At 58.7% G+C, this 15,182-nt stretch carries 11 protein-coding genes; 5 read left to right on the forward strand and 6 right to left on the reverse strand.

The genetic code is table 11. The features are described 5' to 3' along the window. Nucleotides 1-5: 5 nt before the first annotated feature. Both AC3RLQ_RS15260 and AC3RLQ_RS15265 read left to right on the forward strand, forming a co-directional pair. On the forward strand, nucleotides 6-3,803 hold the full coding sequence (locus AC3RLQ_RS15260) for a translocation/assembly module TamB domain-containing protein (RefSeq protein WP_493038503.1): 3,798 nt from the start codon (nucleotides 6-8) through the stop codon (nucleotides 3,801-3,803). Between the two features lies 1 nt (nucleotide 3,804). Continuing rightward, a complete protein-coding gene (locus AC3RLQ_RS15265) occupies nucleotides 3,805-5,862 on the forward strand; it encodes a BamA/OMP85 family outer membrane protein (protein WP_493038505.1) in 2,058 nt (685 codons plus the stop codon). A 1-nt stretch (nucleotide 5,863) separates the two neighbouring features. On the opposite strand, the gene AC3RLQ_RS15270 is transcribed toward AC3RLQ_RS15265, so the two are convergent. The 4 genes from AC3RLQ_RS15270 to AC3RLQ_RS15285 all read right to left on the reverse strand — a co-directional run bounded on the left by AC3RLQ_RS15270 (nucleotide 5,864) and on the right by AC3RLQ_RS15285 (nucleotide 9,997). Further along, a complete protein-coding gene (locus AC3RLQ_RS15270) occupies nucleotides 5,864-6,769 on the reverse strand; it encodes a DMT family transporter (protein ID WP_493038507.1) in 906 nt (301 codons plus the stop codon). A 319-nt stretch (nucleotides 6,770-7,088) separates the two neighbouring features. Then, nucleotides 7,089-9,413 (reverse strand): TonB-dependent hemoglobin/transferrin/lactoferrin family receptor, encoded by a 2,325-nt coding sequence (locus AC3RLQ_RS15275; RefSeq protein WP_493038509.1) that lies wholly within the window; start codon nucleotides 9,411-9,413, stop codon nucleotides 7,089-7,091. Between the two features lie 135 nt (nucleotides 9,414-9,548). Next, complete coding sequence (locus AC3RLQ_RS15280) at nucleotides 9,549-9,833, reverse strand: cupin domain-containing protein (RefSeq protein WP_487680193.1); 285 nt, start codon at nucleotides 9,831-9,833, stop codon at nucleotides 9,549-9,551. After that, the gene (locus tag AC3RLQ_RS15285; RefSeq protein ID WP_493038511.1) at nucleotides 9,830-9,997 is read right to left on the reverse strand and encodes a hypothetical protein; all 168 of its coding nucleotides are present in this window, start codon (nucleotides 9,995-9,997) and stop codon (nucleotides 9,830-9,832) included. Before AC3RLQ_RS15285 ends, AC3RLQ_RS15280 begins: the two co-directional genes overlap by 4 nt. 171 nt (nucleotides 9,998-10,168) lie before the next feature. Between AC3RLQ_RS15285 and AC3RLQ_RS15290 the strand changes: the two genes are divergently transcribed. Then, on the forward strand, nucleotides 10,169-11,182 hold the full coding sequence (locus AC3RLQ_RS15290; RefSeq protein ID WP_493038513.1) for a ChuX/HutX family heme-like substrate-binding protein: 1,014 nt from the start codon (nucleotides 10,169-10,171) through the stop codon (nucleotides 11,180-11,182). Nucleotides 11,183-11,186: 4 nt separating this feature from the next. On the opposite strand, the gene AC3RLQ_RS15295 is transcribed toward AC3RLQ_RS15290, so the two are convergent. After that, a complete protein-coding gene (locus tag AC3RLQ_RS15295; protein ID WP_493038515.1) occupies nucleotides 11,187-12,311 on the reverse strand; it encodes a prenyltransferase/squalene oxidase repeat-containing protein in 1,125 nt (374 codons plus the stop codon). Between the two features lie 259 nt (nucleotides 12,312-12,570). Between AC3RLQ_RS15295 and AC3RLQ_RS15300 the strand changes: the two genes are divergently transcribed. Beyond that, on the forward strand, nucleotides 12,571-13,512 hold the full coding sequence (locus tag AC3RLQ_RS15300; protein ID WP_493038517.1) for a Kelch repeat-containing protein: 942 nt from the start codon (nucleotides 12,571-12,573) through the stop codon (nucleotides 13,510-13,512). 87 nt (nucleotides 13,513-13,599) lie between these two features. After that, on the forward strand, nucleotides 13,600-14,472 hold the full coding sequence (locus AC3RLQ_RS15305) for a helix-turn-helix domain-containing protein (RefSeq protein ID WP_493038519.1): 873 nt from the start codon (nucleotides 13,600-13,602) through the stop codon (nucleotides 14,470-14,472). Nucleotides 14,473-14,479: 7 nt separating this feature from the next. On the opposite strand, the gene AC3RLQ_RS15310 is transcribed toward AC3RLQ_RS15305, so the two are convergent. Next, nucleotides 14,480-15,160 (reverse strand): hypothetical protein, encoded by a 681-nt coding sequence (locus tag AC3RLQ_RS15310; protein ID WP_493038521.1) that lies wholly within the window; start codon nucleotides 15,158-15,160, stop codon nucleotides 14,480-14,482. Nucleotides 15,161-15,182 lie beyond the last annotated feature (22 nt).

Here is a 15,182-nt window from a genome sequence, read left to right on the forward strand (position 1 = left end):
TGAGCGTGCCTTCTGACGCCCCCAAAAAGACCCGCCGCTGGTGGCGATGGTTCAAACGACTGATGCTGGCCGGCCTAGTCCTGCTGGTACTAGCCGTTACTTTCCATGAACCGCTGCTTCGCTGGGTGATTGGATATGGCGGCCACCGCGGAGCACGAATGGCGGGGATCGATCTCAAATGGGAGGTGGAAGGCTCCGTCCTGCGGGATTTAAAGCTCAGCCACATCGAAGCCAGCGGGTCGCTGGTGGAGCATGCGACGATCGGGCAAGTCGAGGTAAACTATGACGCCTGGACTTTCATCCGAACCCGGAACCTGGACATCATCAGGAGCGTGGTGCTGAAGGATGCGGATGTGGCGCTGGATCTGCGCAAGCTGACGCAGGACACCAAGGTGGAGGTGAAAGTGAAAAAGCCGTCGTCGGGCAAGCCGCCGCCGCTGGTGTGGCCAAAGGCCATCGACATCGAGAATGTGAACGCCGAGGTGACGCTGGCAGACGGAAGAAAGATCACAGTGCGAGGTCTGACCCTGCGGGTGGGCGAAGGCATGCCGGGAATTTTTGAACTCGCGGAATTCAAGATGGAGCCCGGGGACCTGCGTGTCGCGAATGTGAAGGCGCAGGTGCAATGGGGGCAGCACATGATGACTGTTGCAGGCCTCGATCTGCCATATGGCGGAAAGCTGAAGTCGTTCGCGGTGGATTTGAGCGAGTGGGACAAGGATGCCGCCAGCGTGAAACTCGATGTGGGCATGGGCAAAGCAGCCGTTGTTGTGGAGGCCCTGGCACGCGGCATGTTTGGAGGCACGCTGCAAACCAAGGCTGATGTGCGTGTGCGGGATCTGGCATCGAGCGAATTGAAGGCCTTGAAGCTGCCGGAGGGAGTCGAGTTCGGGCCGGTGAGTGTGGATTTGCATGCGGAAGGCGATCCGCTGAAACCGATGACGCTGACCGCAGATGGCAAGATCAGCATTCCGGATGTGCGGGCGGCGGGTGCCCTGCTGGATTCGATCACGACCACGCTGGAGATCAAAAATGGCGTGGCCCGGGTACCGGAGCTGAAGGTGGTGCGCGGAGTGAACGAAGTGGTGGCGGAGCTTGAGGCGAAGCTGGCGGAAGATGTGATGAAGTCACCTTGGACGGCCAAGGTGAATGCGAAGATCGCCGATGTGACCCAGCTTCTGGCAAAGCCGCCCCCGGCGCATGGTTTGGTGGAACTGACCGCCAGTGCCAAGGGAATCGGAGCCACGCCGACTCAAGTCGCTGCGCAGGTGAATGGTACGGACTTGGGTTTTGAAACCTACAAACTGCCCAAGCTCGCGATGCTGGTGAGCCTGGATGGAAAGGAGGCGAAAGTGAGCATGCCTGCGCTGATGCTGGGCGCAGAAAATCGCGTGGATCTGAATGCGACGATGATGATGGAGGATGCCATGCCGGTGAATGCGCAGTGGCAGATCCAAATCGATGATCCGGCTGCCTTGATGCAAACGGTGGGGCTGCCACCGCAGACGCAAACGGTTACGGCGAAGATCTCCACAGCGGGCAAGGCAGCCTTCAAGGTGAATGATGTGATGAACGCGACCGCGGATGTAGATTTGAGCGTGACGGAAGGCCGCTACGGCGGGGCCGCGCTGCCAGTGATCACGGTGAAAGTGAATGTGGCCAATGGCACCGCCACATTGCAGTCCTGCAGCATCGTGGTGGATGAGCAGAACCGCATTGACCTGAAGGGCCAAGCGAAGCTAAAGGCGCCATGGGGATTTGATCTGAATGGAGACATCGCACTGCCGGTGCTCACGAGTTTGAACCCGCTGCTGGCTGCGGTGAAAGCGCCCGCCATTGAGTCGGGAAGTCTTGCGCTGAAGCTGACCCTCAATGGTGACGCGAGCCCATGGCGCGGTGAAGGACGTGTGGAGATGCAGGTGGTGAAGGCGAAGGTGGCAGGCATGCCGGAAGCGGCGGATATGAACTTGAAGACTACCTTTGCCGGCACCACGGCGCAGATCGAGACGATGCAGGCGGTGCTGGGACCGTGGAAGCTGGTCACCAAGGGCGTGGTGACAGACAAGGAAGCGCGAATGACCGAGCTGAGCTTCTGGCAAAAGGAGCGGCAACTGATGAGCGGGCATGCATATGCGCCTTTTGATGTGATGCAGACTGGCGTGACAAATGGCGTGCCAATGGACGTGGTGCTGAATGCACATGAGCTGCCAATACATGAAATCGCGGCTGCGGCGGGTGTGAAGAGTGTGCCGCCGGGATTGTTGAGCGTGGATGTGAAGATTGGCGGGCGGCTGGACACGACGGATGCCATGGTGAAAATCGGTGTGAAGGAACTGAAAGCGCCCGGACTGCCGAAATCGTTTCAACCCGCCACGGTCGATGTGCTGACGACGCTGAAGGCGAATGAACTGCTACTCGATGTGAATGTGGTGCAGGCGCCTCTGCAACCTCTGACGCTGAAGGCGACGGTGCCGGTGGTGCTGACGAAACTGATGAAGCAACCGGAGCTGGCGAAGGATCTTCCATTAAAGGCCACCTTGGATCTGCCGGAGAGCGATTTGAGTTTTGTGCGCGAGTTTGCCCCAGATGTGGTGAGATCCGTGCCGGCGAAATTGAAACTGCATGCGAGCGTGGGCGGCACGGTGAAGGCACCACTGATTGACTCGGTGCTCGATTTGAATGCGCCGGAGATCGACTTCGTGAGCGCAGACATGCCGAGCGTGCATGATTTACGCGTGAAAATTCACTCCCATGATCGCAAGGTAACGCTGGAAAACATTTCAGTGATGCTGGCCGGCGGCAAGGTGCATGTGAGCGGGATGCTGGATGCCGCCAACACTCAGGACCCTCGATTTGATCTGAAGGTGGAGGCACGTGAGGCCCTGGTGATGCGAAACCCTACTTCGAGCGTGCGTGCAAATGCAGACATCACCTGCGTGGGAACTTTGAAGGCGGCACGAGTGAGCGGCACGGTGGAGGCCGTGCGTGGTCGCATTTTCCAGGAGGTGAACCTTTTGCCCAATGTGACGGGGATGATTCAGCAGGGAGAAAAACTGCCACCGCCGCCGCCTTCCACTTCGAAGATCGATCAAAAGCTGGCGCTGCCGCCGATGCTGAAGGACTGGACGTTTGACCTGAAGGTGAAGACGCGTGATCCGGTGGTGATCGCGGGCAATCTGATGAACGGGGCCATCTCGGCAGACATCGTTGTGGGCGGCACGGGTGCGGCACCACGAGTGACCGGCTTTGCGAATGTGGACCGCATGGTTTTGAAACTGCCGTTCAGCCTTCTGAAAATCACCAAGGGCGTGGTGACGATGAATCCGGACAACCCCTTCACGCCAAAGCTTGATGTGCGTGGGGAGTCGCGTGTGGGAAGCAATGACATCACGCTGTATGTCTATGGTGATGCGTCGAATCCGAAGACACGATTTACCAGCACGCCGCCGCTGTCCGAAGCGGACATTGTCACGCTGCTGGGCACGGGCATGACGCTGGGAGGCGACAATGCGCAGATGGCAAGCGAAGCGATGACGCGCGCGGCGTTTCTGGTGATCGCCGAGACCTACCGAAAAATTTTCCACAAGAAAAAGACCGTAAGCCCCGACCCGCCAAGGCTGCATACGACTTTCAATCCCTCAGGAGCAGACCGTGCGAATGACAGCATGCAGGCGATGTATGAGATCACGCCCAGCGTGAGGTTCATCGGCCGATTTTCGCAGTCGGGTCGCATGAAGGCACTGCTGGGGTATGTGCTGCGATTTGGCAAAGCCGCGAGAGCCATGGATGAGGACCCACAGTAAAATGACGAATGACGAAAACAGAATGACGAATGTCCGGCTGATGGTTTTTCTGGCGCTGTTTTGCGTGCTGGGAAGCGCATGGGGATATGAAGTGCATTTTGGCCAGACGACGGTTCACGTGGATGGCGTGGAGGCGGCACAGTGGGAGGATCTGCGCAGCATGCTGATGGACCAGCTGACGCTGAATGGCAGCGGCGCGCCCGGTGAACCGCTGGCGGATGACCTGGCGTTTTTTGTGCGGCAGCATTTCATCCGCGAAGGATGGCCGGACGCTGAAACGGCATGGAAGATGGAACCCGGGGGGATTCATCTGGCCGTCAAACCAGGCAAGGCTGTACGAGTAGGAACGGTGACTCTGAAAGGCGAAATGCCGCTGCCCGAGGAAGAGCTGAAGAAGTACCTGATGAAGCCCACGCTGGAACGTGAAGACGTGGACAAAAAACTGCCGCAATGGGTGGAGGCGGACATGCAGCAGGGTGCGGGGCTGGTGCAGCGGCGCCTGCGCGCCGAAGGCTATTTGAATGCAGAGACGCTGCTGCTGCCCGCGCCAACCGCCGGCCCGGACATGCGGCGTGATCTGACGCTGGAGATCAAACCGGGCCCCAAGTTTACCTTTGGGCAAGCATCCATCACGGGATCACCGCCAGAGCTGGAAAAACTGACGCAGGCGGAGATGACAGAGGCGCGTGGTACGCCCTTCAATGAAGCGCGTGTGCAGCAGATCCAGAAGCGGCTGGATTCGATCTGCGCCGAACACGGATGGCTGCACTCAACGACCACGGCAGACTACACTCTGGGGAAATCAGGCGGCACGGTGGATGTGGTGTTTCGAGTGCAGGCCGGTGAGCGCGTGCGCATCACCCGGATCACGACGCATGACGCCTTCAGCCGCGGGGCCAAGCGGGTGCTGCTGGCGAAATTCAAACCACTGACGGGCCAGATTTACGAAGCTGAGGAGGCCGACTTCCTTTTCAAGCGGGCTCTGGACACAGGGATGTTTGCGCTGCTGGACACCAAGGTTCTGCCTGAAAATGGCAACATGGCTGAGGGCAATCTGCGAATCACGGGCGAGGAGACCAAGCCTGTCACCATCGGCTTTGAGCCGGGCTTTGATACTTTCCTCGGACCGCAGTTTGGCGTGACTTATAAAAACACGAACTGGCGTGACACGGGCAACACGCTGGCGGCGGAACTGAGCTACAGCATGGCTGGACCGGTGGGCTTTGTGAGCCTGACCAACCCTGCGGTGTTTGATTCGCAGTATTCCATGACAACACGCCTGGCGCTGGAGCAGTTTAATCGTTTCGAATATGACCGAGTGGGCACATCCCTGAGCCTGGATGTGGCGAGGCGGGTGAATCAGGCGCTAAGCTATTCGTTATTCATCGGCACAACAGCCAACACGGTCAGCTCCAAAATACTGACCCTGCCGCAGACGGGACCCACGAACTACTCACTGATGAACGTGGGTGGCAATGTGATGTATGACCGACGCGACAGCCCGGTGCTGCCCAAAAAGGGCTGGTATATATCCGGGCGAATCGAGAGCTCCACTGATGCCCTGGGTTCAGGTGTGAGCTTTGTGCGATCGGATCTGCAAGGCGCGTGGTACATCCCGATCACCAAGAAGTTCCGCTTTGCCACAGGCGCGCAGCTGGCAACGATCCAGGGAGCTACGGCGGACAAAATCCCGATCGACAGCCGTGTGTTCAACGGCGGTCCATTCAGCGTGCGCTCCTTTGGCATGCGCAAGCTCGGGCCTGTGACACCAGGAGGAACACCGCTTGGAGGAACCTCGGCGCTGTTTGCCAGCGCTGAATTTTCGTATGAGGTCATGACCAATTTGGAGTTCGCGATCTTTGGTGACATCGGCAGCCTGGGCCAAGGCAACAACTCGTCTCCCCTTTCGTATTCCTCAGACTTCCGTGAGGCCATCGGCGCGGGTTTGCGCTACAAGCTGCCGTTTGGGCCGATCCGCATCGACTACGGGCACAACCCCAACCGCCGCACGGGGGAGCAGAGCGGCTTCCTGCATGTGACGGTGGGTTTTGCCTTCTAAGTCAGCTGGCGGCGGGCTTCTTGCTGAACCCACCCACGACGGTGTGATAGCAGCCCCAGAGCACCAGCACGCCGCCGAGCGCCTGCGCGACGGTGAAGGGTTCGGCAAACAGGGTGATGCTGGAAAGCGAGATGACCACAGGCACCGTCATCTGAAAGGCTCCGCCTGCAGCAACCGAGAGGAAACGGAAGCCCTCCGTCATGGCCAGCTGACCAATGCTGGCGCACAACGCAGCCGCGGTGAGCAGCACCACGTCCATGGTATTGAGCGACGTGAAATGGGTAGCAGCGAGCGGCAAGGACAGCAGCAGCGCATAAATGCACTGAGAGGAGAAGATGGTGGCGCTGGTCTCTGTGCGCGTGAGTTGACGGATCACGACGACGACGGCAGCGGCGAGCACCGCTCCGGTAAGAGCGATCATTTCGTGATGCCCAAAGCGGGCCATCGTGCCGGGTGCCAGTCCGGTGAGCAGGCTGAGGCCGGTCAGAGCCAGCAGGATGCCAAAGAGCTTCACGAGTCCGAGACGCTCATGCAGAACGAAGGCGGCCATGATGGCGGCAAAAATGGTCCAGGTGTTGCCAATGAGGGTAGCCTTGCCGGCCCCCAGCGGCCCGATGGTGGTGTAGTAGGCTGCGGTACCAAGCGCCCCGAGGACTCCGCGTGAGGCGAGCAACCAACTCTGGAAGGAGCGGCGGAGCTTCAGCGTGCCTGCGGGGGCGAAGAGAATGATCGTCAACAGCAGCCCGACGGCGGCGCGGAAGGTCATCGACATCCAGGGATCGATGTTGCGATGCGAAGAAAGATCCTTCAGCAGCAAAGCATTGCCGGAAAAGCAGATGAGTGAGAGCAGCATCGCCTGCGCGCCGCGCCGGGGATGATGCTGGAGTTGGGTATCAGGGGGGCTCATGGAGGTGCCGGTCTGAGGGCTACCTTCTGGCATCATATCTGATTGTTTTGTCTCGTGATGATGAGCGCTTTTCGCGCAGGGTCCTCAAACCGTGGTGTCAGGCATGCCAAAGGGCGCGTACCGTTTTTACAACGGCACGAATCGCAATTCGGCTGGCAGGTTTGAGGTTCATCAGACGTCAGGATCATGGATGTGAAATACGGAAGTGCAAACCTGATCTTGTTGCATCCGGACCGGAAATAAAAACGGGCGCGGCGACACCACTCGCCACGCCCGCTTGAATGACTCAACACCAACCTTTGTGCTGACTCAAAATGTCCTAGAAGATCACTGACAAGGCCACGCGACCATTGATGCCGGGCTGGGTGTAACGGTCGAGACTCGGATTCGAGGAGTCGACACCGCGCACATTCTGATACAACCAGTACTTCTGATTGGTCAGGTTGTAGAGGCCGGCGGTCAGGGTGATGTTTTTGGAGAGCTGCCAGCGGGCTACGAGATCGAGGGTAAGAGCGCTCGGAGTTTTGAACTGATTGATCCCGGCGGGGGTTGAGTTGGTGGAACCCTTGTGCGCATAGTAGGTCGAGATCAGCTCCACCTGCCACGTCTCACGACGATAGCGCAGACCGGTGACGAGCTTGAAGGGATCCACGCTGGCAAGAGGCTGCTTGTTCTGGCCATCCCAGCCCTGGCTATACGCGGCATTGGTGAAGGCACCGAAATTGCCCAGCGACTCATGAATGAATCCAAACGTCGTGTCCCCTTTGAATTCGAGACCGTAAATCTCTGCTGAACTGAGATTGGTGCTCTGGTAGATGATCGGATTGCCCGGAGCGCCGGTACCGCCGACCTGCATGAAGGTGTTGATGAAGTTCTCGTAGTGATTGTAATAACCTGCGAAGTTCCATGAGGACTCTTTTCCTTTGCGGCGGACACCGATTTCGAAGCTGTTGCTGGTTTCCTTTTTCAGGTCCGGATTCGGAATGGTCTGATAACCGAATGCCGTGTTCGTGATGGTGGCGTTCAGTTCTTCGCTGCTCGGATTGCGGAAGCCGTTCGAATACTGGAAGTAGGCGCTGTGCTCTTCGTCGATCCTGAAGAGATAGGCGAGCTTTGGCGCGATGGCGAACTGGTTGAAATCCTGCGGTGCTCTACCGGCACTGGCGCTCAGGTAGAGCGGATCTGAATGCGTGGCGACGTCGTAGTACTCGGCGCGCACGCCGGGAGTGAGGCGGTGACGCAGATCCCTGCCCCAGGCAATCTCATCCTGGATGTAAACACCCACACGGGAAGTGCGCGTATCAGGCATGTCCTTCAGTGGGTACGTGTCTGGACTGATGACCTTTGTGACCGTATTCGTGGTAAAATTGTACTCCGTGGCATCACGCACGCGGCGGGAAAAGGAAGTGACCATTTCAGTGCCGTAGGCCAGCGTGTGGTTCAAAGCGCCTGTCGTGAAGGCTTTGCTGAAGTTGAAGTTCGCCCCGATGTGATCCTGACGGTACATGTAATCACGAATGCGCAGGCGATCCTGGGGAGTTGGGGTGATGCGGTCACGGTCTTCAACCTGATGCTCCGGCGTTTCGGAAACCTGATAGTACATGTTCCAGGTCAGCTTGTCGAAGATCAGGCCAAGGCCAGCGGCGTCATACTTGTGCTCCAAACTGAAGCGCATGCGGCGCAGGTCGTCGTTCAGCAGCAGGGAGTTCACGTTGTAATTAACCCCGGGGGCTGCCACCACCACACGACGCGCACTGAGGAGATCATTGTCACTGGAGCGTTCGAGGTACTCACCCGTGAGCTCGAAGCGGTGACGGTCCGAGGGGCGCCACACCATTTTGCCGAGCCAGTTGTTGACGTTGTAGGTGCTGGTGTCTGGATGGACCGCGCCGCGGTTGTCGATCTCGTGGCCATTGCGCCGGGTGTAATGGAGCAGGAACTCCACATTCCCCGCACGCTGTGCCATGCTGATGGTGTGGCCCCAACTATCATCCGTACTGTCATAGCGGGTGGTCAGGCGTGCCACGGAGTTTCTGCCACCGGGCGACAGCGCCAGGAGGTCTTCAGGATCGATGGTGGTGAAGGAAACCACCCCAGCGAGAGCGTCACTGCCATAGAGTGAAGAAGCAGCATTTTTGAGAACTTCGACCTGCTTGAGAGCATCCACGTCAACGAAGTCACGGCCGATATTGTAGGCACCGCCAAAGGTGAACTGATCCGCCTGACGGATGCCATCCATTGTCATGAGGACACGGTTGCCATCCAGACCACGAATGTTGATGCTGGAGTTTCCGGCCCGAGAGTTTGCCGCCGGGCCTGTACCACCCACGCCAAATGGAACGCTGACACCGGGTTCGTAACGCGCATAATCGCGCATGCTGGTGGCCAGAGTGAACACGTTGGCATCCTTGTCCAACACCGTGACAGATGCAGGAATGTCAGCGGCTGACTGTGCATGACGGGAGGCGACGATGACAACTTCCGCAAGCACCGCGCCAGCTGCGGAGTTCTGCGTTTTGATTTCTTTTGTCGCCAGTTCTTCAATGTCCTGTTCGGACTTGGGATGTTCCTGGGCCACGAGCGAGAGACCGCAGACGAGCATGAACAAAGAGAGTTTGTGTATTAACGCGGGAGGTGATTTCATGGGCCGCCGCTCTAGCTCAGCGGAGGCATGTGGCGCTTTCGTTGGAATGACCAAGAATGACGCTCATTTGCAGTGACCAGCATCCCTGATCATTTGAGCGTCACTATTTCGCAAATGAGCGCAACCCCTGTGAAATCATATGGCGGCAGGGCTTCGGAGCAGCAACACATCAGCAGCCTCTGCTGCCACGAGGCGCAAAGGACAGGCGGCGGGCACGCGAAGGCGCTCGCCACAGCGCAGGCGCACCTCCGCACCGTCAAGATACGCAGCGGCTTCCCCAAACGTGATGACCACCGTGGTTTCATCCGCCGCACAGGCTTCGAAACATGGGCAGCGGCGGTCAAGCCCCAGCAGGTGGGCCTGCACGCAGTCATTGTAGAACAGACAGCGCTGTGAAGCCTCGGTACGCAGACGGCTCATGAATGTGCCTGGGCTTGAGGTTCCCCCCTCTCTGTCATGGCGATTTTTTCCGCATGGGTACGCGCTTTGCGGCTGCGACGCCGGCATTCCATAATGCGGCGCAGCAGCGCGGGGTTGAGTTCAGGACGAGAGTTCAGACGGGTGTGATGATTGGTGTATTGCATGGCAGCACGCCCTTAGTCATGCGCCATGCACCTGCGCTTTCGCCGGCTTGACGAAGACTGCCGCTGATTTGCGCACGCGAAGCTGGCAGCACATTTGACCGCCAGATTTCGGCAAAGCAACGAAAGCGCAGCCACCTGGTGCAGGCATATCAAAGTGACACACCCCACCTCATGAACCCCGCTCACTCCTCTCACCGCATCGCCTTCAGTTTCGCTTCCGGCATCTTCGACATTGAACGCATGAATCCAGCTCTGTGGAGCTATGATGCTGAATGCGGTTCCGCGTATGTGCAGCTCGATGGCTGTTGGTCACGACTGCTGCCGGCCTTGGGCAAAATAGGATGGCTCATGGCGTGCGCACCTTCCAGCCCGGTCACGGCGGCGGTGGCGCTTAAAGAGGCGAAGTTTGAGCCTGTGCCAGATTCACATGACTGGGTGTGCATGGAAACGGGTGTTGAGATTTGCACAGCAAATCTCGGCGGCGTGCTCGCCACACTGGAGCCGCTGGAAGGTGCACAACAGAGCGCCGCGCTGCAGTTCTTTGATCTCGATGGCGAAGGCTGCCTGAAACTGCTCGTCACGAACCGCAGCGACGTCACTGCCTTTCAAAATTTGGTGCGTCATCATGCCATGGCGCAGCACCTCTCACCCTTTGGTCCGGCTGGTTCTGATGCTGCGTTGGTATGGGGAACAGAGCCAGACGCCCAGGCCGTGCGCAGTCTCTGGGGGGGACTGCGACGCACGCTGCCGACGAGCGCCTTCCCTGGTCTGGAAGGCGTCTCTCGGCGGCGTGCGTTAGGCGTGGCCGGACCGCAGCATGCATGGCAGATCCGTGAGACTGCGGTGATGCCCCTCATCCGCGCCATGACGCTGGCAGATGCGCCGCTGGGCATCGGCGTGCGCAATGAGGCGGTGTTTCTACCTGCCGGCATGTTTCCGACCCACTGGGCGGACTGCTGCTGTGGCACCACGTTTTTTGCGGGCACTTCGCAGCTCACACTGCGCCATGAATTGAGCCATGCTCAAGCCTGGGTCACACGCTTTGAGATGCGCGGCAGGGAAACTCTCTGCCTGGAAATCTATGACCAAGCCGGGAACTTCCGAACTGGACTGGGTCTGCGCCCGGAAGCTGCGCCCACGCATCACATTCAGTGGAATCACTGGCTGCGTGAGGCGGCGTGCTGAAGTCTTACTTCATGGCACGATGCACCTGCTCCAGCGCCAGGACGGTGTAGGCGGTGACGAGCACAGGATCGCTTTCCATCCAGCGGCCGGAGGCAGTATTTGCCCAGGAGCCGTCGCTGTTTTGCAGGCTGATGAGTTTGCGGGAAAGGTCGGCGGTCCAGTTGGCTGAACCGGACTTGGTTTTCAGTTGAGTGATGCCCGCTGTGGCCAGGGCCTTGGCCATCGTGTGGTAGTAGTAGAACAAGCCCTCTGCACCCATGCCGGGGTTCTCCTCCACGGTGTAGTTGTTGCCCAGCCATTCGAGCGCAGCGACCATGCGTGGATCTGATGGTGTGAGACCTGCGTAAATGAAGCTGAGCATGCCCGCGTAGCTGATGCTGCCGTAATAGCGCATCGGGACTGGGCCATCGTCTTTTTTGCCGCCACTCGGAGCCTGCGGCACGGGCGTGTAGCCAAACGCACCGGTGTTTTCTTTGTCAACGCCTGCCCAGGACTGGTCGTTCGATGCTTTCAGATTTTGGCAGCGTGAGACGAACTGAATGGCTGCGTCCCAATTGAGATCGTCTTTTTTCTCCACCGGCTTGCCTGTGTCTTCGAAGAGCTTCTTGGAGTAATACAAGGCTTCCAGTGCAAAGGATGTATTGGAAAGGTCTGCATGTGCGCCCTGCTGAGCACCGCCGTAGCCAATGCCGCCGTCGAAAGGGTTGTCGGTCTTGCCTGGGGTATCAGCATCGTTTTGCTGATGTGCCACGAAGTTCCTTGCCCGGCGGATAATCTCTTCATCCTGGGGCCGTGCACACAGCACCAAGGCCATGAGGCAGATGGCGGTGTTGTAGTTTGACCGCGCCTTCGAGTAGATGCCGCCGTCCGGCTTCACATTCTGGAGGAGAAAATCGTAGCCGCGTTTCAAGGCGTCTGACGTGTCAACCCCCGCCGGATTTTGAATCAAAGCGGAAAGCACCAGCGCGCTGAGCGCCGGATCTTCTATCATCCCCCAATGGCCGCGGTCCTTGTTCTGCTGTGATTTGAGATAATCCAGCCCGCGTGTGATGGCCTGCTGCACGTCCTGTTTGGTTTGAGCGGAGAGAACGCCACCGAGCATGAAGAAGACCATGGAAATCGTTTTCATGGCATGAACTGCATCACTGAACTTGCCGCGCACAACCAGGAAGTTTGGAAAAAGCAGCGTTGGAATTGTTTTTGACCATTCCCTGCCTGTCCGATCATTCGGCACTCAGGTCATTTTAACGCCAGTATTGCACAAACCAACGCAAGCGGCGTAACGTAGCTGCTGTATCGCAGGTGTCTGTATGAAAGCTTTTCCACTGATTTCCCTATTTCTAATCGCCTTCACTTCTGCCCTGAGGGCGAATGACACCCCGCCAGAGATGCCCCTGTCTGTTGCGAGCTTTGGTGCCGCAGGCATGCCGAATGGCTCCTTGTATTTCTATGGCGGTCATAGTGGCAAACGTCACAAATACAATCGTGACGAAGTGCATGGCGATCTGTTTCGCTGGAAGCAGGGTTCAGACAAATGGGAGGTACTGGCGAAGGATGAACCGGCGCAGGGCGCATCCCTCGTAGCGGCCAAGGATGGTGTGATCCGTATCGGCGGCATGGCTGCCCGCAACGCCAAGGGCGAGAAACAGGACCTGTGGTCCGGCGAGACAGCGGCGCGCTATGACATCGCCAGCGGCAAGTGGGCTCCCCTGCCAAAACTGCCCCAGCGCCGTTCCAGCCATGACAGCATCATCTGTGGCGACACTGTCTACGCCATCGGCGGATGGAGGATGGAGGGCGAAGCGGACTCTGTGTGGCACGACACTTATCTCACCCTCGATTTGGCCAAGACTGATGCGACCTGGCAGAGCCATCCGCAGCCGTTCAAACGCCGCGCTCTGGCAGTGCAAACGATTGGCACGAAGGTTTATGCCATCGGAGGAATGACGGATGAGGACAAGACCACGAGTGCTGTCTCCGTGCTTGATACGACAACCGGCAAATGGAGTGAAGGCCCGTCGCTGCCTGCTGAGAAAATCGGTGGTTTTGGTTTTGCTGCTGTTGCGCATGAAGGGCGGCTGTTTTCCAGCGGTGTTACCGGCCAGTTGCTTGAGCTGCGCGGCGAAAACTGGGTGGCGGTCGCGAAGCTCGCTCATCCACGGTATTTTCATCGGCTGCTGAGCGGAGGAACTGGAAAACTTATCGCCATAGGAGGGGAGAGCCGCGAAGGTGTCAAAGCGCCGCCTGAAGTCATCGCCCTGCCTGCTGTGGATTCGGCACCACTGCCCGCCGCCCCAGCCCCGGCGAAGGCCGCAAGCAAGCACCCCTGATCTTAAACAGTCGAAATAACTGGAACCCACCCTAGCAAAGGTGTGATGTGATGAGAAATTGAGACTGAGTATCAATCCCAACTACCAATGCCCGCTGCCGCCCCAGAAGCCCCCTTTCGCTCATGGACCACCGTGCCCGAGCGAATTGAGGCCGACTGGGTTGATGCTGCGGCTGCAAATGCTCTCGTGGCTCATCTCAATTTTCGGGGTGACGCAGAGATGCGCTGGAGGGATGGCAGCAGCACCACGATTCCAGCGCGAACGACTTGCTGGCTGCGCGCCAGTCCGGCGGAGATGCTGATGGCGCGCCGGCTGGCCAGTCGAGACCGCCATGAGTGCCTCACGCTGGTGTTTCCGGATGCCTGGCTGCGTTTGACCTTAAAAGGCGTCACCTCGCAAGTGGGCGATGCATTTCAGCCGCTGATCAGCGGCACCTCACGCAGCGTGCTGCGGCTGCCGCTGACTGAAGAGGATGAAGGCTGGGCGCGTGGAGCCATGCCACCCCATTTGTGCTCTCAGGCGAGACAGTTGCTCGACTCGGCGCGTCTGACTGAATTTTTCATCCACTCCATCTTCCGCAACGATACAGCCCAACAAGCAGGGAGCGCCATCAGCCGCACTTTGCGAGTCGCCCAAGAGCGCGTGCAGCGCGTCAAGGATCTGATGCTTGCGCAGATTGATGCGCCGCCTTCTCTGGATGAACTGGCCGCCACGGTCGGCTGCAATCCGAGCTACCTCAGCCGCACCTTCACGCAGATCGAAGGCACCACACTCTCGCAATGGCTGCGCCACGTGCGCATCGAACACGCGGCATCCCTCATCGCGACCGGGAAGTGCAATGTCTCCGAAGCCGCACTCGAAGTGGGCTATCAAAGCTTTTCGCACTTCAGCCGCGCTTTTGCGGAGGAGAAAGGCGTGCCGCCTTCGCAATGGGTGCGCCGTTTGAGCGGAGACAAATAGACCCGCCTCACTTCTTCTCTTCTTTGACTGTCCAATACAGCGAGGCGCTGTGGCTGGTGATGCCGAAGGGGACACCATTGAAGAAGCCAGGCAGTTCTTCAGAATAACGGGCAACGGCAAGCAGATACTGGCCGGGCTTGGAAATGTCTGGAGCACGCACGTAACCCTCGGCATCAGCCTGCAATTTCTGATCGCTGACTTTGGGAGAGAAGAACAGCAGTTCGACACCACCGAGGGGCTTGCCACGGAAATAAACACGCGCTTCACCGGGCTTGCCGGTGGGAACGACATCCATCGTCATGGCAGGCTTGCCGGCTCCCGCGCCTTCCGGCTGCCAGCGGCAGTAAAAGATGGGCGCACGCGCGGGCTTGTCTTCATGAAGCTTGCGCACGGTGAACTGCGCCTGGGCAAAGGCAGGCAGGGTGCCATCGACTTTGCCGAGAAAGAAATGATCCTTCTTTTTGACCACATCGAAGAGGTGTGGCTGACCTTTGTCGTCAAGCGTCCAGCCTGAGACCTGCGTGAAATCATCGAGGTGACCGGGCGAGACCTCGTATTCGTCCCCCCACTGGGCAAATCGCACGCCGAGACCGGCATTGTCCGGCAGTTCTTCAATCCAGAGAGAATGTGCGGAAGCTGCCAGCGGCAGCAGGCTGAAAACGGCAAGAGCGAGGAGTGAGCGTGTCATGGTGGGGTTGGAGGAGATATTC

This window comes from Prosthecobacter sp. GW821-HT29F12, from assembly GCF_058803405.1.

Excerpts from the sequence above, each read along its gene's own strand:
- AC3RLQ_RS15295 (WP_493038515.1), bottom strand. The coding sequence starts at position 12,311 with ATGAAAACGATTTCCATGGTCTTCTTCATGCTCGGTGGCGTTCTCTCC.
- AC3RLQ_RS15270 (WP_493038507.1), bottom strand. The coding sequence starts at position 6,769 with ATGAGCCCCCCTGATACCCAACTCCAGCATCATCCCCGGCGCGGCGCG.
- AC3RLQ_RS15300 (WP_493038517.1), top strand. The coding sequence starts at position 12,571 with ATGCCCCTGTCTGTTGCGAGCTTTGGTGCCGCAGGCATGCCGAATGGC.
- AC3RLQ_RS15285 (WP_493038511.1), bottom strand. The coding sequence starts at position 9,997 with ATGCAATACACCAATCATCACACCCGTCTGAACTCTCGTCCTGAACTC.
- AC3RLQ_RS15265 (WP_493038505.1), top strand. The coding sequence starts at position 3,805 with ATGACGAATGACGAAAACAGAATGACGAATGTCCGGCTGATGGTTTTT.
- AC3RLQ_RS15305 (WP_493038519.1), top strand. The coding sequence starts at position 13,600 with ATGCCCGCTGCCGCCCCAGAAGCCCCCTTTCGCTCATGGACCACCGTG.
- AC3RLQ_RS15290 (WP_493038513.1), top strand. The coding sequence starts at position 10,169 with ATGAACCCCGCTCACTCCTCTCACCGCATCGCCTTCAGTTTCGCTTCC.
- AC3RLQ_RS15275 (WP_493038509.1), bottom strand. The coding sequence starts at position 9,413 with ATGAAATCACCTCCCGCGTTAATACACAAACTCTCTTTGTTCATGCTC.
- AC3RLQ_RS15310 (WP_493038521.1), bottom strand. The coding sequence starts at position 15,160 with ATGACACGCTCACTCCTCGCTCTTGCCGTTTTCAGCCTGCTGCCGCTG.
- AC3RLQ_RS15280 (WP_487680193.1), bottom strand. The coding sequence starts at position 9,833 with ATGAGCCGTCTGCGTACCGAGGCTTCACAGCGCTGTCTGTTCTACAAT.